The 23580-nt window shown below is 45.4% G+C and carries 19 protein-coding genes; 14 read left to right on the top strand and 5 right to left on the bottom strand.

What is annotated here, in order from left to right:
• Window positions 1-8: 8 nt before the first annotated feature.
• Together dnaN and dnaA are read right to left on the bottom strand one after the other, a co-directional pair.
• Complete coding sequence (dnaN, locus tag HFU86_RS00680) at window positions 9-1109, bottom strand: DNA polymerase III subunit beta (RefSeq protein ID WP_132496996.1); 1101 nt, start codon at window positions 1107-1109, stop codon at window positions 9-11.
• 5 nt (window positions 1110-1114) lie between these two features.
• Window positions 1115-2506, bottom strand: coding sequence for a chromosomal replication initiator protein DnaA (gene dnaA, locus HFU86_RS00675; protein ID WP_036950671.1), 1392 nt, complete (start codon window positions 2504-2506; stop codon window positions 1115-1117).
• An 803-nt stretch (window positions 2507-3309) separates the two neighbouring features.
• Here dnaA and rpmH point away from each other — a divergent pair.
• The 5 genes from rpmH (at window position 3310) to mnmE (ending at window position 7195) form a co-directional block, all read left to right on the top strand.
• Entirely contained in the window at window positions 3310-3453 is a 144-nt protein-coding gene (gene rpmH / locus HFU86_RS00670; RefSeq protein ID WP_004906236.1) for a 50S ribosomal protein L34, read from the top strand.
• A gap of 18 nt (window positions 3454-3471) precedes the next feature.
• Entirely contained in the window at window positions 3472-3831 is a 360-nt protein-coding gene (gene rnpA, locus HFU86_RS00665) for a ribonuclease P protein component (protein WP_006660612.1), read from the top strand.
• Window positions 3795-4055, top strand: coding sequence for a membrane protein insertion efficiency factor YidD (gene yidD, locus HFU86_RS00660; RefSeq protein ID WP_006660611.1), 261 nt, complete (start codon window positions 3795-3797; stop codon window positions 4053-4055). Before rnpA ends, yidD begins: the two co-directional genes overlap by 37 nt.
• Before the next feature lie 2 nt (window positions 4056-4057).
• On the top strand, window positions 4058-5719 hold the full coding sequence (gene yidC, locus HFU86_RS00655; RefSeq protein ID WP_036950675.1) for a membrane protein insertase YidC: 1662 nt from the start codon (window positions 4058-4060) through the stop codon (window positions 5717-5719).
• 111 nt (window positions 5720-5830) lie between these two features.
• Window positions 5831-7195, top strand: coding sequence for a tRNA uridine-5-carboxymethylaminomethyl(34) synthesis GTPase MnmE (gene mnmE, locus HFU86_RS00650; protein WP_187128521.1), 1365 nt, complete (start codon window positions 5831-5833; stop codon window positions 7193-7195).
• 97 nt (window positions 7196-7292) lie between these two features.
• On the opposite strand, the gene fdhD is transcribed toward mnmE, so the two are convergent.
• Window positions 7293-8123, bottom strand: a complete 831-nt coding sequence (gene fdhD / locus HFU86_RS00645; protein ID WP_187128520.1) for a formate dehydrogenase accessory sulfurtransferase FdhD — start codon at window positions 8121-8123, stop codon at window positions 7293-7295.
• A gap of 175 nt (window positions 8124-8298) precedes the next feature.
• On the opposite strand from fdhD, the gene fdnG reads away from it, so the two are divergent.
• From fdnG to fdoI, 3 genes are read left to right on the top strand one after another with little or no spacing between them, the layout of a single operon-like run.
• Complete coding sequence (gene fdnG, locus HFU86_RS00640; protein WP_154599595.1) at window positions 8299-11346, top strand: formate dehydrogenase-N subunit alpha; 3048 nt, start codon at window positions 8299-8301, stop codon at window positions 11344-11346.
• Window positions 11347-11357: 11 nt separating this feature from the next.
• Window positions 11358-12302, top strand: coding sequence for a formate dehydrogenase subunit beta (fdxH, locus tag HFU86_RS00635; RefSeq protein ID WP_036950684.1), 945 nt, complete (start codon window positions 11358-11360; stop codon window positions 12300-12302).
• A complete protein-coding gene (gene fdoI, locus HFU86_RS00630; protein WP_036950687.1) occupies window positions 12299-12955 on the top strand; it encodes a formate dehydrogenase cytochrome b556 subunit in 657 nt (218 codons plus the stop codon). The genes fdxH and fdoI overlap by 4 nt, the downstream gene beginning before the upstream one ends.
• A gap of 71 nt (window positions 12956-13026) precedes the next feature.
• Here the strand turns inward: fdoI and HFU86_RS00625 are convergent, their stop codons facing one another.
• On the bottom strand, window positions 13027-13680 hold the full coding sequence (locus HFU86_RS00625) for a YoaK family protein (RefSeq protein ID WP_132496998.1): 654 nt from the start codon (window positions 13678-13680) through the stop codon (window positions 13027-13029).
• Window positions 13681-13996: 316 nt separating this feature from the next.
• On the opposite strand from HFU86_RS00625, the gene fdhE reads away from it, so the two are divergent.
• The 6 genes from fdhE (at window position 13997) to HFU86_RS00595 (ending at window position 22269) form a co-directional block, all read left to right on the top strand.
• Window positions 13997-14932, top strand: a complete 936-nt coding sequence (fdhE, locus tag HFU86_RS00620) for a formate dehydrogenase accessory protein FdhE (protein ID WP_132496999.1) — start codon at window positions 13997-13999, stop codon at window positions 14930-14932.
• 36 nt (window positions 14933-14968) lie between these two features.
• Complete coding sequence (selA, locus tag HFU86_RS00615; RefSeq protein WP_108479132.1) at window positions 14969-16360, top strand: L-seryl-tRNA(Sec) selenium transferase; 1392 nt, start codon at window positions 14969-14971, stop codon at window positions 16358-16360.
• Window positions 16357-18225, top strand: coding sequence for a selenocysteine-specific translation elongation factor (gene selB / locus HFU86_RS00610; RefSeq protein ID WP_187128519.1), 1869 nt, complete (start codon window positions 16357-16359; stop codon window positions 18223-18225). Before selA ends, selB begins: the two co-directional genes overlap by 4 nt.
• Window positions 18226-18300: 75 nt before the next feature.
• Window positions 18301-19959, top strand: a complete 1659-nt coding sequence (locus HFU86_RS00605; protein ID WP_036950700.1) for an LTA synthase family protein — start codon at window positions 18301-18303, stop codon at window positions 19957-19959.
• Window positions 19960-20024: 65 nt separating this feature from the next.
• Window positions 20025-21026 carry an NAD-dependent epimerase gene (locus HFU86_RS00600; RefSeq protein WP_108479134.1) on the top strand — a complete coding sequence of 334 codons (1002 nt, stop codon included), beginning with the start codon at window positions 20025-20027 and terminating at the stop codon, window positions 21024-21026.
• A 76-nt stretch (window positions 21027-21102) separates the two neighbouring features.
• Window positions 21103-22269 (top strand): nucleotide sugar dehydrogenase, encoded by a 1167-nt coding sequence (locus HFU86_RS00595; RefSeq protein ID WP_132497003.1) that lies wholly within the window; start codon window positions 21103-21105, stop codon window positions 22267-22269.
• Between the two features lie 90 nt (window positions 22270-22359).
• Here HFU86_RS00595 and HFU86_RS00590 read toward each other — a convergent pair whose 3' ends face one another.
• The gene (locus tag HFU86_RS00590) at window positions 22360-23562 is read right to left on the bottom strand and encodes an ROK family protein (RefSeq protein WP_187128518.1); all 1203 of its coding nucleotides are present in this window, start codon (window positions 23560-23562) and stop codon (window positions 22360-22362) included.
• Window positions 23563-23580: the final 18 nt, after the last annotated feature.

Raw genomic sequence — 23580 nt, 5'->3', positions numbered from 1 at the left:
CGGACTGATTACAAACGCATTGGCATAACAACATAGACCGCAGAGCGGCTTGCTGAGTCTTCAATTTGTACGCTAGAAACGGCATCCGTTAAAAACAGTGTGACATTTTCGCTTTTCAGCGCGTTCAAGACGTCGAGGATGTAACTGACGTTAAAGCCAATTTCCATCTCACCACCTTGGTAATTCACATCAACAATCTCTTCCGCTTCTTCCTGTTCAGGGTTATTCGCCGTGATGCGTAATTGGTTTTCACTGAAGAATAAGCGTACGCCACGGAATTTTTCGTTAGATAAAATTGCTGCGCGCGAGAAGGCTTGTTTGAGCAAATCACAGCGGGCTTCTAAGGTTTTATCTGGATTCTTTGGCAGAACGCGGCGGTAGTCAGGGAAACGACCGTCAACGAGTTTAGAGGTAAAGATGAAGTCGCCAACATGAGCACGAATATTGTTGCTACCAATTTGTAGCTGTAATAACGCGTCGCCGCCATCGAGTAGGCGCATCAGTTCCATGACACCTTTTCGAGGTACGATCACAGAATGGGATGGCAATTCTTGACCAATATCCATTGAGCAAACTGCAAGGCGGTGACCATCTGTGGAGACAGTTCTCAGCATTTGCCCTTCAGTTTCAAACAGCATACCGTTCAGGTAATAACGAACGTCTTGGTGCGCCATTGAAAACTGGGTCGCTTCAATTAAACGTTTCAGTATGGATTGAGGCAGAGAGAATTCGACTTCGCTTTGCCAGTCATCTAAGTTCGGGAAGTCAGCAGCAGGTAAAGTGGATAATGAGAAACGGCTGCGTCCAGAACGCACAAGCAGTCGGTCATCATTAAGCTCGACTTGGATTTCAGAACCTTCTGGTAAACCACGCCAAATATCAAAAAACTTGCGCGCAGGCACCGTGGTGGCACCAATTTCATGCTCACGAGTGAGCGGAACATTGGCCATCATCTCCATTTCTAGGTCGGTCCCCGTCAGTTGCAGGGCACCTTCTTTTACGTGAAGTAAAAGGTTTCCTAAAATAGGCAACGTTGGACGTCCACCTAAAGGGCCACTAACCTGTTGTAACGGTTTTAATAACTGCTCGCGTTCTATAATAAATTTCATAGCAATTAAGATGATAATGTTCTGATTAGATTTGAAAAATCTTCTTTGATGTCATGGCTTTCTTCTCGTAATTGTTCAATTTTACGACAAGCGTGCAACACTGTAGTGTGGTCACGACCGCCAAAAGCATCCCCGATTTCAGGTAAACTATGGTTTGTCAGCTCTTTCGCCAGTGCCATTGCCATCTGACGCGGACGAGCGACAGAACGAGAACGACGTTTAGAAAGTAAATCAGCGACTTTGATTTTATAGTACTCAGCAACAGTTTTCTGAATATTATCAATAGTTACCAGCTTTTCTTGCAGTGCTAATAGATCACGTAACGCTTCTCGAACAAAGTCGATAGTGATAGCGCGACCGGTAAAATTCGCGTTAGCAATAACGCGGTTTAATGCACCTTCTAACTCACGCACATTAGAACGTAAGCGTTTTGCGATGAAAAATGCCACTTCACCGGGCAGTTGGATTTCGTTTTCATCGGCTTTTTTCATCAAAATAGCCACACGGGTTTCTAACTCAGGTGGTTCAATCGCAACGGTTAAACCCCAGCCGAAACGGGACTTTAATCTATCTTCTACGCCGTTAATCTCTTTAGGATAACGGTCGGAGGTCAAAATAATTTGTTGATTGCCTTCAAGCAGGGCGTTGAATGTATGGAAAAACTCTTCTTGTGAACGCTCTTTGTTAGCAAAAAATTGAATATCATCAATCAGTAAGGCATCGACAGAACGGTAATAGCGCTTGAATTCTTCAATGGCGTTATTCTGCAATGCTTTGACCATATCTTGTACAAATCGTTCAGAATGCATATAGACCACGCGAGCGTTGGCCTTGTGCTGCATAATGCTATTACCCACGGCGTGTAATAAGTGCGTTTTACCTAAACCTGTTCCACCATAAAGGAACAGTGGGTTATAAGCGCCACCAGGGTTTTCAGCAACTTGCCTCGCTGCCGCACGAGCCAGTTGGTTTGATTTACCTTCAACGAAGTTATCAAACGTGTGTTTTGGGTTCACATTTGAACGGTATGACACGTCTGGTTGAACTTTAGCTGAGTTGTCCCAACTTGGCTTTACTGGTGCAGATGGTGCGGCGAACGCAGGCATTTCATTATTCGTGCGTACTTGAGGGCTCACCGGCGCGATGGTCATCGGTTTATTGCCTACTTCAAAGTGTAGAGCAGGGGCATCAGAACCGCAAAAGTCATTCAATAATTCATTGATATTATTGATGTACTTATCTCTCACCCAATCAAGGACGAAACGATTCGGGGCATACAGTGCCAGTGTATTATCGTTTAATTCAGCTTGAAGAGGGCGTATCCACATACTGAATTCTGTGGCAGGTAGTTCATCCTGCAATCGGGCAAGACATTGCTGCCAAAGCGAAAGTGACACGTTGGACTCCCCTAACAAGGTCAATGAAACAAGAATTACGGATTTCGTTAAGAATTTTTTTACTGGCAACTATTCCATTAGTCACTTTTCGTGGTCACTAAGAGAATAGGGGGCCAGAGAAGGTGTTTGACTAACTTTTACTCACCATATCTATCCACAGCATATTCCTGATCCTCCGATCAGAAATAGACCTGCGATCATACCGCAAAATTCACTCAAGATCTCCATTCTTTTACACAGTTTTTATGCTTTTTATCCACAGGCAAATGTGATAAGGCGGCTCTGGTAGGGGAGAATTTTGCTGGGTGATCGCGGGCAACGACAAATTTTCCACATGTCTGGGGATAACTTTAGCCTATATATAGAAATAATCTCCCAAGATCAAAAAATATTTTCGGATCCCGCTAAGATCCTTGCGCTTTAGGGAGGAGTCCGTATAATCTTCCTCCCTGTGTACACTGCGAATGTCACTTTTTATGATGAATTTAGGCAGCATGGTTTTATGGGTAACGTCAATAAACGCTTGAGTTGATTGAAAGTTAAACTGTTAGACTTGCCTAAAAGGCAGCATAAATGAGTTCCATACGTAGCTTGTCACGGCACATATCGGCAAACCGGTCAGCCAGGTTTAAATAAAAAGTGGTTTGATTACGTCATTTTATTGACGTGACCCCCTATGTTTTATTACAATCCTGCCTCTTTCTATATTGTTGCGATAGAGGCACAGGTGTAAATCAGTTTCCACTGGTTGCCAACGCGTTTACTGAATCAGTAATAAATTTTAAAGTTAGGTAGAAATCGTTATGAAACGCACTTTTCAACCGTCCGTACTGAAGCGCAACCGTTCACACGGTTTCCGTGCTCGTATGGCCACTAAAAATGGTCGTCAGGTTCTGGCTCGCCGTCGTGCTAAAGGCCGCGCTCGTCTGACCGTTTCATCTAAGTAATAAAGCTAGCCCTCTATAGTGGTTACGCTCGCTTTTACCCGGGAGTTACGTTTGTTAACTCCCAGGCATTTCGACAATGTCTTCAAGCAGCCGCAGAGGGCGAGTTCCCCAGAGATAACAATCCTTGGTCGCCTTAACGAGCTGGGGCATCCCCGCATCGGTCTTACCATCGCCAAAAAAAATGTTAAACGTGCTCATGAGCGTAATCGTATCAAACGATTAGCCCGTGAATATTTTCGTTTGCATCAACATGAGTTGCCTTCAATGGACTTTGTGGTTCTGGTTCGCAGAGGGGTAGCCGATCTCGACAATCAACAGATTACGGAATCATTGGATAAGTTATGGCGTCGTCACCGTCGCTTGGCTCAAAAGTCCTGATCATGCTGATCAGAGGTTACCAACTGGCTATTAGTCCGTTGTTAGGACCTCGTTGTCGTTTCAATCCCACATGCTCTAATTACGGAATTGAGGCATTGCGCAGGTTTGGTATGCTAAAAGGTAGTTGGTTAACTGCCAAACGCGTATTAAAATGCCACCCTTTACACGCTGGTGGAGATGATCCTGTCCCACCTAGAAAAACTGATGATAATAGAGAATTATAACGATGGATTCCCAACGCAATCTTCTACTCATCGCTTTGTTGTTCGTGTCGTTCTTAGTTTGGCAGGCTTGGGAGAGCGATAAAGTTGCTCAGGAAACCAAGGCTGTTCAAGTTTCTCAGCAAAAGACGGACATGCCGAGCAGTGCAAGCAATGATGGTCAAGCGGTCACAGGTAGTGAACAAGGTAAGCTTATTGCCGTTAAAACCGACGTACTTGATATTCGTATCAATACTCGTGGTGGTGATATCGATGAGGCTGACCTGTTAGCCTATCCTGCAACCCTGAATTCACCAAACCCATTCCGTTTATTGGAAACCACACCAGGTTTTGTTTATCAGGCACAAAGTGGTCTGATCGGTCCTCATGGTCCAGACAACCCAGCGAATAACAATGGTCAACGTCCTCTTTATACTTCAGATGCAGCAAGCTTTGAGTTAAAAGATGGTCAAGACGAATTACGTATTCCGATGTCCTTCACCGATAATAACGGTGTGGTTTATCAGAAGACGTACATTCTGAAGCGTGGCAAATACACTGTTGATGTTGAATACAACATTCAAAACCCAACTGCACAGCCTTTAACGCTTGCGTTCTTCGGTCAATTAAAGCAAACCATCGCTTTACCAGAACAACGTGACACTGGCAGCAGTAACTTTGCTCTACATACCTACCGCGGTGCGGCTTACTCTTCTGATGAAAATAACTATAAAAAATATAGTTTCAGTGACATCGAAGATAAAAACTTAAGCCTGACAACCAAAGGTGGTTGGGTCGCGATGCTGCAACAATACTTTGCAACTGCGTGGATCCCAGCTTCTTCTGAGCAAAGCACTTTCTACACCATTGATCTCGATAAGAAATCAGCCATCGTTGGTTATAAGAGTGAACCTCTGACCATCGCATCAAATGGTGCTGCGACCTACTCTTCTACACTGTGGATTGGTCCTGAAATTCAGTCAGAAATGGCGGAAGTTGCTCCTCATTTAGACTTAACCGTAGATTACGGTTGGTTATGGTTTATCTCTCAGCCACTGTTCAAACTGTTGAAATTCATTCACGGTTTCGTTGGTAACTGGGGTATTGCCATCATCGTTATCACCTTTATCGTCCGTGGTATCATGTACCCGCTGACTAAAGCACAGTACACCTCAATGGCGAAAATGCGTTTACTGCAGCCTAAACTAGCTGCAATGCGTGAGCGTATTGGTGACGATAAACAACGTATGAGCCAAGAAATGATGGCGCTGTACAAATCAGAAAAAGTAAACCCACTGGGTGGTTGTTTACCGTTGCTGATTCAAATGCCAATCTTCCTTGCGTTGTACTACATGTTGATGGGTTCTGTTGAACTGCGTCACGCACCGTTCTTTGGTTGGATCCAAGACTTGTCTGCACAAGACCCGTACTACATCCTGCCAGTGCTGATGGGTGTGACGATGTTTGTTATTCAGAAGATGTCACCAACTACCGTGACTGACCCAATGCAGCAGAAGATCATGACTTACATGCCAGTCGTGTTTACCGTGTTCTTCCTGTGGTTCCCATCAGGTCTGGTTCTGTACTATATCGTGAGCAACTTAGTCACCATTATCCAGCAACAGGTTATTTACCGTGGTCTGGAAAAACGTGGCTTACATAGCCGTGATAAGAAAGCGAAGAAATAATCTAAATTCCAATCGAGTTTAGAGGGCTTCACAAAGCCAGATTCTATAGTAACATTGAGGCGATCCATTTAGGGTCGCCTCAATTTTTTTAGTCATAGACAGAGAAACATCATGCAAATCAACGATACTATCGTCGCACAGGCAACCGCTCCCGGTCGTGGTGGGGTTGGAATTTTACGTGTATCCGGCCCGCAAGCAGCCCTTGTTGCTGAAACAGTACTCGGAAAGTTACCGAAGCCGCGCTATGCCGATTATCTGCCATTTCGTGATGCAGATGGCTCTGTTCTTGACCAAGGGATTGCTATTTATTTCCCAGGACCTAACTCTTTCACTGGGGAAGATGTTCTTGAACTACAAGGGCATGGCGGTCCTGTTATTCTCGATTTATTACTCAGAAGAATTCTGACCATTGCCAATATCCGTATTGCCAATCCGGGAGAATTTTCTGAGCGTGCATTTTTAAATGACAAACTCGATTTGGCGCAAGCCGAAGCGATTGCCGACCTGATTGATGCGAGTTCAGAACAAGCGGCACGCTCCGCGATGAACTCTTTACAAGGGGCTTTTTCATCCCACATCCACCAGTTAGTGGAAGCGCTTACTCACTTGCGTATCTATGTGGAAGCGGCGATTGATTTTCCGGATGAAGAAATTGACTTCCTATCTGACGGTAAAATTGAAGCCAAATTAAACGAAGTGGTGACGGACTTAGAAGATGTTCGCTCACAAGCTCGTCAAGGGAGTTTGCTGCGCGAAGGCATGAAAGTGGTGATTGCAGGTCGTCCAAATGCGGGTAAATCTAGCTTATTGAATGCGTTAGCGGGGCGTGAAGCGGCGATTGTGACGGATATTGCGGGGACTACCCGTGACGTCCTACGTGAACACATTCATATTGATGGTATGCCGCTGCATATTATTGATACCGCCGGTTTACGTGAAGCCAGCGATGAAGTTGAACGTATCGGTATCGAACGCGCATGGAAAGAGATTGAACAAGCCGACCGTGTTCTATTTATGGTAGATAGCACCACAACGGATGCCACTGAGCCACAAGAGATTTGGCCTGAATTTATGGCTCGTTTGCCAGAAACATTGCCAGTCACGGTTATTCGTAATAAAGCAGACAAAACAGGGGAATCTGTAGAATTTGTCGCTGATGCCCGTTACCCACTGATCCGTTTATCTGCCCGTGAAGAAAAAGGCATCGATTTGCTGCGCGATCACCTCAAAGAAACCATGGGCTTCAATAGTAATACAGAAGGTGGTTTCCTTGCCCGTCGTCGCCACTTACAAGCATTGAACAATGCCGCAACCCACCTAGCACAAGGCTATGACCAGTTAGTGAATGCTCGCTCCGGTGAGCTGCTGGCTGAAGAGTTGCGCTTAGCTCAGCAAGAACTGAGCGAAATCACTGGTGAGTTTACCTCCGATGATTTGTTAGGGCGTATTTTCTCGAGTTTCTGTATTGGTAAGTGATTAAGATAAATAAAAAACCATTTTCCTGACATCGGGAAAATGGTTCTAGCCCACAGAAATTGCATGTAAATTCATTTAGGCGGTGAGTGAATACTGGTTAGTCTATCACCCGGCTGGGATGGGTAAACACGGTGGCTTTACCTTGGCGGCAGAAACCGACCAGCGTTAAATTGGCTTTTTCGGCGACTTCAATCGCCAATGATGTTGCGGCTGAAACCGCAAATAGAATTTCCGCACCGCAGCTTGCGGCTTTTTGCACCATCTCATAACTTGCGCGACTAGACACTAAAATAGCCCCTTGCTGCCAATCCGAACGGCTTTTCATTCCCAGTAGCTTGTCTAGCGCGACATGGCGGCCCACATCTTCACATCCGCCCACTAAGCGACCTTCAGGTGAGATCCACGCGGCCGCATGAGTACAACCGGTTAATGCGCCAATTTCTTGAACTGTCTTCAATTCTTGTAGGGCGTTATCGAGATAAGATAATGAGAATGTTTGAGTGAATGGCAGCGGAGTGATAGGCTTAAATATCTCATCGAGCTGTTCTGTACCACAAATACCGCAGCCAGTTCGCCCAGTCAGATTACGACGACGCTCTTTGAGCGCCATAAAACGGCGGCTTGATAACTCAATATGAACTTCAATGCCTCGGTGACAACCTTGCACAATATCAATTCCGCGAATTTCATCACGGGATTGTATGATCCCTTCTGATAATGAAAATCCGACAGCAAAATCATCCAGATCTTTGGGTGTCGCCATCATTACCACATGAGATATCCCGTTATAAACGAGAGCGACAGGGATTTCCTCTGCAACGAAATCATTAACCAGTGAACCGAGGTTATTTTTTTGTTGCACGATTGTGGATTGAACGCCGATCATTTTAGATAATTTGGGGTTATTTGTAGTATTTGTTTCATACATTAGATGAATTCCTATCACTAATGATACATAATATTCGATATGGGTAAAAAGAATTTACACCATTTATCAGGCAATGAACCTGAATACGTAAGGAAGACGTTGAATAAGAACAGTTTACCTCAAATTTTGTGACGAAGTTAGGTAAACATGAGCAATGTATATGAGGAGATCCCCCATGCAAGTCAGCAGAAGGCAGTTCTTTAAGATCTGCGCTGGCGGTATGGCAGGTACAACGGCAGCAGCGCTGGGTTTTGCTCCAGCAACTGCATTAGCCTCTACACGCCAGTATAAATTACTGCGTGCAAAAGAGACTCGAAATACCTGTACCTACTGTTCTGTCGGCTGTGGGCTGTTAATGTACAGCCTAGGTGATGGCGCGAAGAATGCGAAAGAAAGCATTTTTCATATCGAAGGGGACCCGGATCATCCGGTAAACCGTGGTGCACTTTGTCCTAAAGGTGCAGGATTAATCGACTTTATCCACAGTGAGAGTCGACTCAAGTATCCAGAAGTTCGCGAACCAGGCACTAATGAATGGAAACGCATCACTTGGAACGACGCGTTTGACCGCATCGCCAAGTTAATGAAAGAAGACCGTGATGCAAACTTCATTAAACAGAATAAAGATGGTGTAACGGTCAACCGTTGGTTAACCACCGGTATGCTGTGTGCATCAGCGGCAAGTAACGAAACAGGTTTTGTAACCCAAAAATTTAGTCGCGCCCTCGGCATGCTTGCCGTGGATAACCAAGCGCGTGTCTGACACGGACCAACGGTAGCAAGTCTTGCTCCAACATTTGGTCGCGGTGCGATGACCAACCACTGGGTTGACATTAAAAACGCAAACCTGATCGTCGTTATGGGCGGTAATGCGGCAGAAGCGCATCCAGTCGGTTTCCGCTGGGCGATGGAAGCGAAAATCCACAATAAAGCAAAATTAATCGTTATCGATCCACGCTTTACCCGTACTGCGGCTGTGGCGGATTTTTACACGCCTATCCGTTCAGGTACCGATATTGCCTTCCTGTCAGGTGTTATCAAATACTTGCTGGATAACGAAAAAATTCAACGTGAATACGTTGAGGCGTACACCAACGCCAGCTTAGTTATCCGTGAAGACTTCGGTTTTGATGACGGTCTGTTCACCGGTTACGATGCAGAAAAACGTCAATACGACAAAACCACGTGGAACTACGAGATGGATGAGAACGGCTTAGCGCTGCGCGATCCGACTCTGAAAAATCCACGTTGTGTTCTGAACCTATTGAAAGAGCACGTGAGCCGTTATACCCCAGAAGTGGTTAACAACATCTGTGGTACGCCAATCAAAGACTTCTTACAAGTCTGCGAATACATTGCAGAAACTAGCGCGAAAGACAAAACAGCGTCCTTCTTATATGCGCTGGGTTGGACTCAACATACCGTTGGTGCGCAGAACATTCGTACCATGGCGATGATCCAGTTACTGCTTGGTAACATGGGTATGTTAGGTGGTGGTGTGAACGCACTGCGTGGACACTCCAACATCCAAGGTCTGACTGACTTAGGTCTGTTATCTCAGAGCTTACCGGGTTACCTGACATTACCATCAGAAAAACAAACAACCTTAGAAAGCTATTTAGCGGCGAATACACCAAAAGCGACCGTTGCTGGTCAGGTGAACTATTGGGGCAACTACCCTAAATTCTTCGTCAGTTTAATGAAGACTTTCTATGGCGATAAAGCGCAGAAAGAGAATAACTGGGGCTTCGACCTGTTACCTAAGTGGGATCAGGGCTACGACGTTCTACGTTATTTTGAAATGATGGATAAGGGTGAAGTTAACGGCTATATCTGCCAAGGCTTTAACCCATTAGCCTCATTCCCGAACAAGAACAAAGTCTCGAAATCGCTTTCTAAGCTGAAGTTCTTAATTACTATTGACCCGCTGAACACAGAAACTGCAAACTTCTGGCAAAATCACGGCGAAATGAACGATGTGAAACCGGAAGAGATTCAAACCACCGTGTTCCGTCTACCATCTTGCTGTTTCGCTGAAGAAAACGGTTCAATTGTTAACTCAGCACGTTGGTTACAGTGGCACTGGAAAGGTGCGGACGCCCCAGGTGAAGCTATCAGTGATGGTGAAATCCTGTCAGGTATCTACCATCGCCTGCGTCAAATGTATGAAACTGAAGGCGGCGCAGCACCTGAACAGGTTCTGAGCATGACTTGGGATTACCTCGACCGCGATAATCCAACGCCGGAAGAAGTGGCTCAAGAAAGCAACGGTTACGCATTAGAAGACCTGAAAGATGCTGACGGCAACGTGATTGTGAAAAAAGGCGAACTGCTTAGCTCGTTTGCTCAATTACGTGATGACGGTACGACGGCTAGCGGTTGCTGGATCTTCTCTGGTAGTTGGACGCCGAAAGGTAACCAAATGGCTAACCGTGATAACTCCGACCCAACGGGTCTGGGTAACACATTAGGTTGGGCATGGGCATGGCCACTGAACCGCCGCGTGATTTATAACCGTGCATCGGCTGACCCAATGGGTAAACCATGGGATCCGAAGCGCCAAATCCTTGAGTGGAATGGTAGCAAGTGGGTAGGTATGGATATTCCAGACTACAGCACTGCAGCCCCAGGAAGCGGTGTCGGTCCATTTATCATGCAGCCTGAAGGTATGGGTCGTTTATTTGCACTGGATAAGATGGCAGAAGGTCCATTCCCAGAGCATTACGAACCAATCGAAACGCCGCTGGATACTAACCCGCTGCATCCAAATGTGGTGTCAAACCCTGCTGCTCGTGTGTTTAAAGACGACTGGGCGCAAATGGGTAAAGCGACTGAGTTCCCATACGTGGGTACCACTTACCGCTTAACTGAGCACTTCCACTATTGGACGAAGCATGCACTGTTAAATGCCATTATCCAACCTCAACAGTTCATTGAAATTGGTGAACGTTTAGCGAAAGAAAAAGGCATCGAGCAAGGCGATACGGTTAAGGTCAGTTCTAAACGTGGTTACATCAAAGCGAAAGCCGTGGTCACTAAACGCATTAAAACCCTGCAAGTGGATGGAAAAGACATCGATACCATCGGTATTCCAATTCACTGGGGCTTTGAAGGTGTTGCAGTGAAGGGCTTTATCACCAACACATTAACGCCATATGTGGGTGATGCGAATACTCAGACGCCGGAATTTAAATCATTCCTTGTCAACGTGGAAAAGGTGTAAGGAGATAAATTATGTCAATGCAATCTCAGGACATTATTCGTCGCTCGGCCACCAATTCCCTGACGCCCGCACCTCAGGTGCGGGACTATAAGGAAGAAGTTGCAAAGCTGATTGACGTCACAACCTGTATCGGCTGTAAAGCGTGTCAGGTTGCGTGTTCCGAATGGAACGATATCCGCGACAAAATCGGAACAAACGTTGGGGTGTATGACAACCCAACGGATTTAACCGCTAAGTCATGGACAGTAATGCGCTTCTCTGAAGTGGAAGAGAACGATAAATTTGAATGGCTGATCCGTAAAGATGGCTGTATGCACTGTGCCGATCCGGGCTGCCTGAAAGCATGCCCATCAGAAGGCGCAATCGTCCAGTATAAAAACGGTATCGTGGATTTCCAATCTGAACACTGTATCGGTTGTGGTTACTGTATCGCGGGTTGCCCGTTCAACGTGCCACGCATCAACAAAGAAGACAACCGCGCATACAAATGTACGCTGTGTGTCGACCGCGTTGAAGTCGGTCAAGAGCCTGCTTGTGTGAAAACATGTCCAACTGGCGCTATCCATTTTGGTAGCAAAGAAGACATGATTGGCATGGCTGGCGAGCGTGTTGAAGAGCTGAAAACTCGTGGTTATGCAAACGCAGGTTTATACGATCCACAAGGTGTGGGCGGTACGCACGTTATGTATGTATTGCACCATGCAGATAAGCCGCAGTTGTATCACGGATTACCAGAAAACCCGACCATCAGCCCAACAGTTACTTTCTGGAAAGGTATCTGGAAGCCGATTGCTGCGGTTGGTTTTGCGGCAACATTTGCGGCGGCAATTTTCCACTATGTGGGAATTGGTCCAAACCGCGTCTCCAAGAAAGATGAAGAAGAGGCTCTAGAAGATTTGCATAACGCAATGTCGTCTGACACTTCGAAATCAAAAGAAGGGGAGGATCAGAAATGATGCCAGATGATAACGACAAAATTATTCGCCACAAACCGATTGAAAGGATCAATCACTGGGCGGTTGTGATTTGCTTCTTGTTCACGGCTATCAGCGGGCTGGGCTTTTTCTTCCCATCGCTGAACTGGTTTATGAACATTTTAGGCACGCCACAACTGTCTCGAATTTTGCATCCATTCGTGGGTACGGCGATGTTCTTGCTGTTCGTCTTTATGTTCTTCCGTTATTTCCATCATAACTTCATTAATAAAGAAGATATCAAATGGGGGAAAAATATCGGTAAAGTACTGAAAAACGAAGAAGCTGGCGACGTAGGCCAATATAACCTCGGTCAGAAAGGGGTGTATTGGGTGGTCACTATCTGCTTACTGGCATTGGTTGTCACTGGTGTGATTATGTGGCGCCCATTCTTCGCGGACTATTTCCCAATTCCAGTGTACCGTGCAGCGATTCTTATTCACTCGCTGTCAGCCATTGGCTTGATCCTGATGATTGTTGTGCATGCGTATGCGGCAATTTGGGTCAAAGGCTCTGTACGTGCGATGGTTGAAGGTTGGGTAACACGTGGTTGGGCGAGAAAGCACCACCCACGTTGGTACCGCGAGCTAGTTGCTAAAGAGAAACAGCAACAAGAGCAGCAAGAGAAAAACTAAGCGTTTTTGTCTCGATGAATCAAGCCCACAACATTGGTTGTGGGTTTTTTTTATCACTAAAATAGATAGTGTTAATCACGGATTGTGAAGCTGTAAATTAGCGCGCATCCCAAGAGAATTAATACGGCAGAAAACCCGACATATTGGTAATTCACCGATAAAACCCCGCCCGCTAATCCCCCCGTAATAAAAGAGAGTACAGCCAAGAGTAAAACTTTTTTGCTACTGTCCCCGGGCACATTTTTCAAAAAGGCATTAATGCAGGATGTGGTCATGCCGGTGACATAGGTGGAGTGGATCCCAACTGTTCCTGCCTTATTAAAATAACCATTTTGAATTCCCATTGATAAGCTGATCAGCAAAATGGCTAAATCAGGTGAATACAAAGGCTGGATGAAAAAATAAATAGTGAAAACACCACTAAATATTAAAAATACCAGACCTAGAACAAAGCGGTATAACACGATTGCGCTATGCTTGAGCCTAATCCAAGAACCCAAAAATGTTCCTGCAAAAAATCCTAATATGGAAATTGCAGAGAGTAGCAACATGCCAATATTCATTTTGGCGAGGTAAATCATACTTAAAATGCTATTTCCCGTCAGATGGCCAGTAAATACCTCAAAGATGACAAATGAGCAGGCATCGACAAATCCGCCAATAAAGGCAAGCAATAAAAAGAAGGGTGTGTGAGACTTCGCTTCGAAGTGAAATAATGACGTCATATTGTTGCCCTTTATGATGCGGATAGAGAGCACACTATTATATGTGCCAATTGGATTAACATCATGGAAATAACAGTAGTTATATCAAATAAAAATGCCCTAATACCAATTTGTTATTTCCATATACAAACTAGGGTTAACAACGGTGAATATTCGGAGGGCTAGAGTAGCCTATCAGTGACTTTTGTTTTATCCTGACGGGTACAACGGCAAGACTTGCTGGTTAATCGAATATTTTCTTAGAGGCTTGCGGGGAAATGCGAATAGGCAATTTCTCGGGGTAAGTTGTTATAAAAAATATAAAAGAGAGAGAGCAATGGGTATTCGTATCGTCCCGAAAGAAGAATTAGGTCAAGAGAGATTAAAAGAGAAAGGCATCGGTTTTATTCCGCCTGTTTTATTCCCGAATTTAAAAAGCCTTTATCAACGTCGCGCAGAAAGATTAAAAGAGTTAGGCGTTGGTGAACATCCTTTTGCAGATTATCTGAACTTCGCTGCGGAAGTGGCAACGGCGCAAAATAATGCGCAGCATGACAATCCATTAGAGATGGATATGGAAGCGGTTTTAGCGCGTTCAATGGCAACGAATGCTGCACCATTAGATGCAAAAACATTCCCACGCACGGATCACTGGCACAAATTATTACGTTCAATCATCGCCGAATTGATGCCGATCGTGCCGGATTCTGTCCGTACTGCCCTGGAAAACTTAGAAAAAGCATCAGAAGCTGAACTCGAAGAGATGGCAACTGCGCTGTTAAACGAACAGTTTGAAAAAGTTCCTGCGGATAAATCCATGTTCATTTGGGCGGCATTGTCTGTCTATTGGGCTCAAATGGCGGCCAATATTCCAGGTAAAGCTCGCGCAGAACACGGTGATCACCGCCATTATTGCCCAGTGTGCAACAGCATGCCAGTTTCTAGCATCGTACAAATTGGGACTAGCCAAGGGTTACGTTATTTGCACTGCACACTGTGTGAAACAGAGTGGCACATGGTTCGTGTGAAATGCAGTAACTGCGAACAAACTCGTGACCTGAATTACTGGTCACTGGATGATGAAAATGCGGCAGTGAAAGCGGAAAGTTGCGGTGACTGTGGTAGCTATCTGAAAGTCTTATACCAAGAGAAAGAAGCCAAAGTGGAAGCGGTAGCGGATGATTTAGCTTCGATCATTTTAGACGCACGTATGGAAGAAGAAGGCTTTGCTCGTAGCAGCATTAACCCGTTCTTATTCCCTGGCGAAAAATAATCTGTTAGCTGCACAGTAAGAAAGAGAAGAGTGACTATGGATGAATCAAATGTCGCGCTATACCGCCAATTACCTGCCATCGATAAGCTTTTGCAATTCGATGAAGCGCAGGTGTTGGTAGAGAAATCGGGTCTGCATTGGGTTACGGAATGTCTTCGTGAAATGCAGGAACAAGCGCGAGCATCTATCGCACAAGACGGATGCTTACCGGATTGGCACGGTGATTGGTTAGCAGAACTTTCTGTTCGCCATGATGAATTGCAACACAGCGCGTTAAAAAACGTCTTTAATTTGACGGGGACTGTGTTGCACACCAATCTAGGGCGTGCGGTGATGTCCAATACCGCCATCCATGCGGTCTCGCAAGTGATGAGCTCGCCAGTCACTTTAGAATATTCTCTTGATGGCGCAACGCGAGGGCATCGTGACCGCGCTATTGCTGACTTACTGTGCCAACTAACAGGGGCAGAAGACGCCTGTATTGTGAATAACAATGCGGCGGCGGTTTTACTGTTATTAGCCACGGTAGCTCCGCAGCGTGAGGTGATTGTCTCTCGCGGTGAGCTGGTGGAAATTGGGGGCGCATTCCGCGTTCCCGATGTGATGGCTCAGGCAGGCTGTAAATTGGTTGAAGTAGGTACCACGAACCGAACCCATTTACGGGATTATGAAAATGCAATTAATGACCAAACTGGGTTGTTAATGAAGGTGCATACCAGTAACTACAGTATTGAAGGCTTTACCGCGGAAGTTGAAGGGGAAGAGCTAGCTGTTTTAGGGCAAAAATACCAATTACCAACGGCGATTGATTTAGGCAGTGGGTCGATGATTGATATGACCGCGTATGGATTGCCTGCGGAGCCGATGCCACAAGCGTATTTATCTCAAGGCATTGATTTAGTCTCTATTTCAGGAGACAAACTGCTGGGAGGGCCTCAAGCGGGGATCATTCTCGGTAAGAAAAAATGGATTGATGCCATTCAAAAACATCCCTTAAAACGTGCCCTTCGCGTAGATAAAATGGTGCTAGCTGCGTTAGAAGCGACGCTAAAACTCTATTTAACCCCTGAAAAACTTACCACTGAACTGCCGACATTACGTTGGTTAACGCGTTCCCAAGAAGAAATTAGGCAGAGTGCCGAAAATATCCTCGTGAAGCTGCAAGCTTATTATGGGGATCGTTTCTTTGTCGAGGCTGAGCCTTGTTTATCACAAATTGGTAGCGGCTCTCTTCCTGTTGACCGATTACCCAGCTATGGGATTACATTCGCGCCTCTTGATGGAAAAGGCGGTAATTTAGAGCGTCTTGCCAACCGTTGGCGTCAATTACCTCAGCCTGTGATCGGACGTTTAAAAGAGGGCAAATTGTGGCTAGACCTACGTTGTCTTGAGGATGAACACGAGTTAGTGCAGGCGTTATTGTCATGATTTTTGCGACAGCCGGTCATGTTGACCATGGTAAAACATCGTTAATTCAAGCGCTGACAGGCGTGAACACCGCGCATCTTCCAGAAGAGAAGAAACGCGGAATGACCATCGACCTTGGCTATGCGTATTGGCCGCAATCTGATGGTAGCTCAATCGGTTTTATTGATGTTCCCGGGCATGAAAAATTTCTCGCGAACATGTTGGCGGGGATCGGTGGGGTTAATCATGCCCTACTGGTGGTGGCGTGCGACGATGGAATCATGGCGCAAACCCTTGAGCATTTGTCGATTTTACGACTTGCGGGTTGCCAAGATGTCTCGGTGATTTTAACCAAAGCTGACCGTGTTGATGAGCAGAGAGTGGCAGAGGTCACTCAGCAGGTTCACGCGGAACTGCGTCGCCAAGGCTGGTTGAATGCGCCACTATTTATCACTTCAGCAAGTACAGGGCTAGGCATTGATGCACTGCGTCAATACTTACAGCAACTGCACCAACAACATAATTCTTCTACTAACCTGCAACAGCGTTTTCGTTTAGCCATCGACCGTATTTTCCATGTGAAAGGGGCGGGGATTGTAGTCACAGGAACGGCGCTAGCGGGTAAAGTGAATGTGGGTGAATCCTTATGGGTGACGGGGGCGGATACTCCAGTCCGTATTCGTGGGATTCATCGCCAAAACCAAGTGGCTGAGTTTGCTCAAGCAGGAGATCGCGTCGCGCTTAACTTAACGGGGAATATCGATAAAGAGTCGATAACCCGTGGTGATTGGCTGCTGGCCGAGCAACCTGCTTTTATCGCCTCTCGGGTGATAGTGGAACTGACTTGTGATGCGCCACTTAAACATTGGCAACCCGTGCATTTATACCACGGTGCAAGTCACATTACAGGGCGAGTCTCTTTGCTGACAGAATCGGGCGAAACACCAATGTTGGCAGAGCTGATTTTAGATACGCCACTGTGGCTGGTGGATAATGACAGATTAATTATTCGCGATATTAGTGCGCGGCAAACCCTTGCGGGGGCGCGAGTGATCCGCTTAGTGTCTCCGCGTCGTGGTAAGAGACAGCCTGAGTTTCTCGATTGGTTATCTCGTTTATGTGCAACGGATGATGAGCTGGCTCAGCTTAACCTACAGTTGCCCAGCGGTGAGCTAGACTTAAACAGTTACGGTTGGTCGCGCCAGTTAACTCAGTCGGCATTAGATTCCTTGTTGGAACAAGTTGATATTGTCCGTGTCGGCGATGTCGTACTTTCTGCGTTTAAAGCGCAGGTTGCCAAGGACAAGTTGACTCAATCCCTCGAAAATTTCAATGAAGTTCATAGCGATCAGATAGGTGTCGGTAAAGCGCGATTGAAACGAATGGCGCTGCCTACGATGGATGAAACCTTGGTATTCAAATTGATTAATGATTTGATTGCCGAGGGGGTGATTAAGCAGACTCGTGGCTGGTTGCATATGCCGCAGCATGGGTTAGTGTTTGATGCCAAGCAGCAAGGTATTTGGCAACAAGTGGAAGGGCTGTTCTCGCATCCTGAAGCTCGTTGGGTACGCGATATTGCCGTAGAAACAGGTCACGATGAAGATACTATTCGCCGTATACTGAAAAAAGCTGCACAAATGGGGATGATCGTAGCGATTGTGCGCGATAGGTATTATAGCAGCGAACAGATCCGCCAATTTGCCCAAATTATTTCACGTCATTGTGCTGATCACGAGGTGATTTTTGCCGCTGATTTTCGTAATGAACTGGGTATTGGTCGTAAACTTGCGATTCAAATTCTCGAGTTCTTTGATAAAAGTGGCTTTACTCGTCGTAAAGAAGATGGGCATTATTTACGAGACAAAGGCATTTTTGTTGAATAAATTGTAGGGTTTTCGCCATTATAATGTTGGCAGTTTTGTTAACCTTGATACCTTTTTGTGAATTGTGGAAGTCAAATGAATAAAAAACTAATTGCGAGTATTTATCTGGCGCTGATTTTTATTGGCTCGCTGTTTTTAGTCTTTGAAAAAAGTGGCGTTATCTATCCTGGTCTGATTTCCATTTGTGTTTATGCTGTCATATTTGGTGTTTTATTTACAGTCACTGCTCGTTGGGTTTTCTCTGCAATTATTACGAGTACCCTGTTTATTATCATCAAAATCTTTAATCAGTTAAAAGTTCACTATTATAAAGAGCAACTTTTCTTCACTGATATTAATTTGATGACGGATACCTCCAACTTAGGGACATTAGGTCACTATTGGTTGGCGGGCGTGGCGGTACTTGCATTATTTATTCTGCTTATCATCAACGGTGTGATCAGCTGGCGTTTATCGACACCATGTAAACGCAAGATATCACGTGTGGTTAGTGTGCTCATGGTTATCGTGGGTTACTTTGGGGCGGATTGGGCAAGTACGCATTACTTTGATAAATGGTCACAAATGCTGCCGAAAGGTCGTGGTACAGTGACTAACTTGGTGATGTCTGCACAGAATGCGAAATACAAATCACCGCATTTTGTGGGTGATGCGAGCTATTTTGAACAAAAAGCGGCGAATGTTTCTTTGGCGAAGAATGAACAAACCGAAAAGCCTGACATTCTGCTGTTATTACAAGAATCCACAGTTGACCCTAAAGTTTATGATTTACCTGCGGGAACGAAACTGCCAGAGTTATTTATGTTCCAGCAAGATGCCAATATGATTGCACATAGTCCGATGCGCGTACAAACCTTCGGTGGTGGAACATGGTTATCTGAATTTTCTGCATTAACGGGGTTAAATAGCGATGATTTCGGGGCACAAAAAAGCGGTGTGTTCTATTTTGTGGTCGACCATTTAAATAACAGCTTATTTAAAGAGATGAAAGCCAACGGTTATTACACGGTTGTCCTGACGCCGTTTAATAAAGGGGCTTATCATTCTGGTCACGCTTATGAAACGATGGGTGTTGACCGTATCATTCAGCCTCAAGAGTTAGGTTATCCAGGCAAGTTGCAAGATAATTTATGGACGATCAGCACGGAAGATATGCTGAAGTACGTAAAAGAAATTTTGGCAACAGAAACGGACAAACCCGTCTTTATTTTTGCATTAACCATGTATGAACACGGACCTTATAAAGAAGGTCACAGTGATGACTATGGAATTAAAGATAAGCTAGATAATAAAGATTCCGCAGGCGAATTTAGCCATTATATGGAAAAAATCGTCCATTCTGATGCGGCCATTCGTGATTTCGTTTCGTTTATGGAAAAGCGTCAGCGCCCACTGATGTTCCTCTATTTTGGTGACCATCAACCGGGGATCAGTTTGGACAAGTATAAGTCCACATTATCGTCTCCCGCTTATGCGACACAATTTACTCTAAGAGATAATCTCAAAGCGGGTACCGCAATTAAAACGGGTGAGTTAACGGACATTTCATTCCTTGGTGGAATGTTATTGGAACGCGCAAATTTGAAAGTTTCGCCGTTCTATGAAGCGAATATTAAGATGCGCCATTTATGCGATGGTAAACTGAATGACTGTGAAGATAAGCAGTTACTCGATGGTTATCGCCACTATGTTTATCATGTGCTCGGTGTCGCCAATAAAGATGAGACCAAGTAGTTTATCTCTAATTAGTGCTAGAATGTTGATAAACCATCATTTAATAACGTAAGAAGATAACGAATATGAAATATTTGGTCACGGGAAGTGCCGGGTTTATTGGTTTTAGATTGTGTCAAAGACTGTTAGAAAGTGGGCATGAAGTTATCGGTATCGATAATATGAATGCCTATTATGATCAGGGATTGAAACAGTCTCGACTGCATATTCTTGAACAATATCCGCAGTTCCGGTTTATTCCTCTTGATATCACTGACCGCGAAAAAGTGCTGGTGCTGTGTACTCAAGAGAATTTCGACCGCGTTATCCACCTTGCCGCACAGGCAGGGGTGCGTTACTCATTACAAAACCCATTTGCGTATGCTGACAGTAACTTGAATGGGCATTTGGCGATTTTAGAAGGGTGCCGCCAAGCGAAAGTGAAACACTTGGTGTATGCCTCTTCAAGTTCGGTGTATGGTGTGACCGATAAAATGCCATTCACCACCGACATGTCCACCGATCACCCTATCTCATTGTACGCTGCGACCAAAAAAGCCAATGAGCTAATGGCACACTCTTATTCGCATCTTTATCAGCTCCCGACGACAGGCTTACGCTTTTTCACCGTGTATGGTCCGTGGGGACGCCCTGATATGGCGCTGTTTAAATTCACCAAGGCTATCTTAGCGGGTGAACCTATCGATGTTTATAATAACGGCGATCTGAGCCGCGATTTCACTTTCATTGATGATATTGTCGAAGGTGTTATTCGCGTTTCAGATATAATCCCGCAAGCAGACCCGCAAAATCGCTCAGATTCGCCAGCGCAAAGCAGCGCACCTTACCGCATTTATAATATTGGTAATGGGCAGCCTGTGAAGCTGATTGATTTTATTTCTGCATTGGAAAATGCGTTAGGAAAAGAAGCCATTAAGAACTTCTTACCGATGCAAGCGGGAGATGTTTACACGACATGGGCAGACACCGAAGACCTGTTTAACGTCACCGGTTATCGCCCACAAGTTTCTATTGAACAGGGTGTTCAGGCGTTTGTTGACTGGTACAAGTCGTATTATCACCGTTAATATCGGTCATCAATACTATTTACCATCAATATAGTTTATCACCTGAAATATCCGCAGAAGGATTTGAGAGGCAAGTTTGAAAATAGCAATCGCAGGTACCGGCTACGTCGGTCTGTCTAACGCCATGTTACTGTCCCAACACCACGAAGTGGTGGCGGTGGATATCATTCCTGAAAAAGTGGCGATGCTTAACAATAAGCAATCCCCGATTATCGATACCGAAATCGAACAGTTTCTAACGGAAAAACAACTTAATTTCCGTGCAACCGAAGATAAAGTCGAAGCCTATACAGGCGCGCAATACGTGATTGTGGCGACCCCGACAGACTACGACCCAAAAACGAACTACTTCAACACCAATTCAGTGGAATCCGTCATTCATGATGTGAACAAACTGAACCCGGAAGCGACCATTATCGTCAAATCCACCATTCCAGTGGGCTTTACGGAGCGTCTGCGTGAAGAGTTTGGCTACACCAACGTGATTTTCTCCCCAGAATTCTTACGTGAAGGTCGTGCGCTGTGGGATAACCTATACCCATCCCGTATCGTGGTGGGTGAGCGCTCAGAACGCGCACAGATTTTCGCTGACTTATTGTTAGAAGGCGCGATTAAAAAAGATGTGCCGGTGCTGTTTACTGACGGGACTGAAGCCGAAGCAGTAAAACTGTTCGCCAACACCTTCTTAGCGATGCGTGTGGCGTACTTCAACGAATTAGACACTTACGCAGAAAGCCGTGGCTTAAATGCGCGTCAAATCATTGAAGGGGTTTCTTTAGACCCACGTATCGGTAGCCACTACAATAACCCATCATTCGGTTATGGCGGCTACTGCTTACCGAAAGACACCAAGCAGTTGCTGGCGAACTACGACGATGTGCCGAATAACCTGATTAACGCTATCGTGGAATCTAACCGCACGCGTAAAGACTTTATCTCCGATGCGATTATCGCCAAAGCGCCACGTAAAGTCGGTGTGTATCGCTTAGTGATGAAAGCGGGCTCCGATAACTTCCGTGCCTCTGCGGTGCAGGGTGTGATGAAGCGTATTAAAGCGAAAGGGATTGAAGTGGTGGTTTACGAACCAGTACTGAAAGAAGATGAATTCTTTCGTTCGAAAGTTATCCGTGATTTAGATGCCTTCAAAGCGGAAAGCGACATTATCCTGGCAAACCGTATGGTGCCTGAACTGGATGATGTGGCGGACAAAGTCTATACCCGTGACTTATTTGGCAATGACTAAAGCTTGGTAATGACTAAGATTAAAATAGTCAGCGGTGATTTATAATGAAAATGCCCCACAGGTTGGGGCATTTTTTATTTGTATCCGTCGTCATTCAGATAGATAGCTTTCCATCACCATCCCACCTGCACCTTGAGCGACGATTTCATAAGAATCATTAGCTGGGTAAATGCGCGGTTTGATATGCGGGAAAATCGACAGTTTTTGCTCAATGGATTTTTTGGTCATCTCAAAGAAATGGTTTTTTGGCGTGAGTGTTCCGCCGCAAACAACCACATCCGCTTGAGTAATTAATACCGCGTTGGCAATCGCGATACCGTAGTAATAAGCAGCTTCTTCTAAGGCTTTAAGACACACCTCATCATTTTGGGCAAGCGCCTGAAAAATCGTGTGATAGTTAATTTCATCTTCAGATTTGACGAGTTGGTTAATGACCGAGGGTTTGCCAAGTCTTAAATGCTGAATCACGCGAGACTTAATGGCGTGCAATGAACTGTACTGCTTTAAACAGCCAAACGAGCCGCACTCACAACGCTGACCATTGATATCGATAGTCGTGTGTCCAAAAGCTTGAGCAGTGCTTATCGGCGTTGGGGCATATTGGTTATTGATAATGGTCGAGCTGCGAATGTCGGTGTCACAAGTGGTGAGTAAGAATCGTTGGCTATCAGAGGCATAGCGTAAACGGTACTCCGCAAAGGCCGCGAAGCTGATGCCACTTCCTAACAGAACAAAGCAGGGAACGCGCTGGGTAATATACTGATATAGAGATTGAATTCGTGCGCTGTAGTCAGAGTAAGGCACTTTATCGCGTTCTAAAATATGGTCGATGGCAATGCCGATACCCAGTATTTTTTGAGTATCTAACTGATGCTCAGCAAGTAGGTCATCGACGTTGTCCAATAGATGGTCGAGCATATTTTCGGCGGTTTCGAGGTGCTCATACTTGATTTTGACTTTGCCAAGAATGTCTAACTTCAGATTTTGCAGAACAATCGTAGAGTAGATATCACTCATCTCAATGCCAATTAAGTAGCCATCAGCCGGATTGACGCTATACAAAATGGGTTTGCGTCCTCCCGTTGATTCCCCAAGTTCCGAAGTGGAGAGTAATTGGCACTTACTCAGTTCATCGAGGAGCCTGGCACAGGTCGCGGGTTTCATATTCGCGAGGGAGGTTAGCGCTTCCGCCCGAATTGGTCCGTGGTTAAGGATCAGCCGATACAGCGTTTTGAGTTTTTGCGTTTTGGAATTTTTGGATGTGCGAAATTCGTTCAATAAACGGTGTAACAATGGCTCCCCCTCCTGTTT

Origin of the sequence: Providencia sp. JUb39 (genome assembly GCF_012272845.1) — a bacterium.
GTDB classification, from domain to species: domain Bacteria; phylum Pseudomonadota; class Gammaproteobacteria; order Enterobacterales; family Enterobacteriaceae; genus Providencia; species Providencia lanzhouensis.
This window is presented reverse-complemented; position numbering and strand designations above follow the sequence as displayed.

Coding starts and splice junctions, on each gene's coding strand:
- HFU86_RS00605 (WP_036950700.1), top strand. CDS start 18,301: ATGAATAAAAAACTAATTGCGAGTATTTATCTGGCGCTGATTTTTATT.
- HFU86_RS00625 (WP_132496998.1), bottom strand. CDS start 13,680: ATGACGTCATTATTTCACTTCGAAGCGAAGTCTCACACACCCTTCTTT.
- fdxH (WP_036950684.1), top strand. CDS start 11,358: ATGTCAATGCAATCTCAGGACATTATTCGTCGCTCGGCCACCAATTCC.
- mnmE (WP_187128521.1), top strand. CDS start 5,831: ATGCAAATCAACGATACTATCGTCGCACAGGCAACCGCTCCCGGTCGT.
- fdhE (WP_132496999.1), top strand. CDS start 13,997: ATGGGTATTCGTATCGTCCCGAAAGAAGAATTAGGTCAAGAGAGATTA.
- yidC (WP_036950675.1), top strand. CDS start 4,058: ATGGATTCCCAACGCAATCTTCTACTCATCGCTTTGTTGTTCGTGTCG.
- fdhD (WP_187128520.1), bottom strand. CDS start 8,123: ATGTATGAAACAAATACTACAAATAACCCCAAATTATCTAAAATGATC.
- rpmH (WP_004906236.1), top strand. CDS start 3,310: ATGAAACGCACTTTTCAACCGTCCGTACTGAAGCGCAACCGTTCACAC.
- selB (WP_187128519.1), top strand. CDS start 16,357: ATGATTTTTGCGACAGCCGGTCATGTTGACCATGGTAAAACATCGTTA.
- fdoI (WP_036950687.1), top strand. CDS start 12,299: ATGATGCCAGATGATAACGACAAAATTATTCGCCACAAACCGATTGAA.
- yidD (WP_006660611.1), top strand. CDS start 3,795: ATGGCGTCGTCACCGTCGCTTGGCTCAAAAGTCCTGATCATGCTGATC.
- selA (WP_108479132.1), top strand. CDS start 14,969: ATGGATGAATCAAATGTCGCGCTATACCGCCAATTACCTGCCATCGAT.
- dnaN (WP_132496996.1), bottom strand. CDS start 1,109: ATGAAATTTATTATAGAACGCGAGCAGTTATTAAAACCGTTACAACAG.
- HFU86_RS00600 (WP_108479134.1), top strand. CDS start 20,025: ATGAAATATTTGGTCACGGGAAGTGCCGGGTTTATTGGTTTTAGATTG.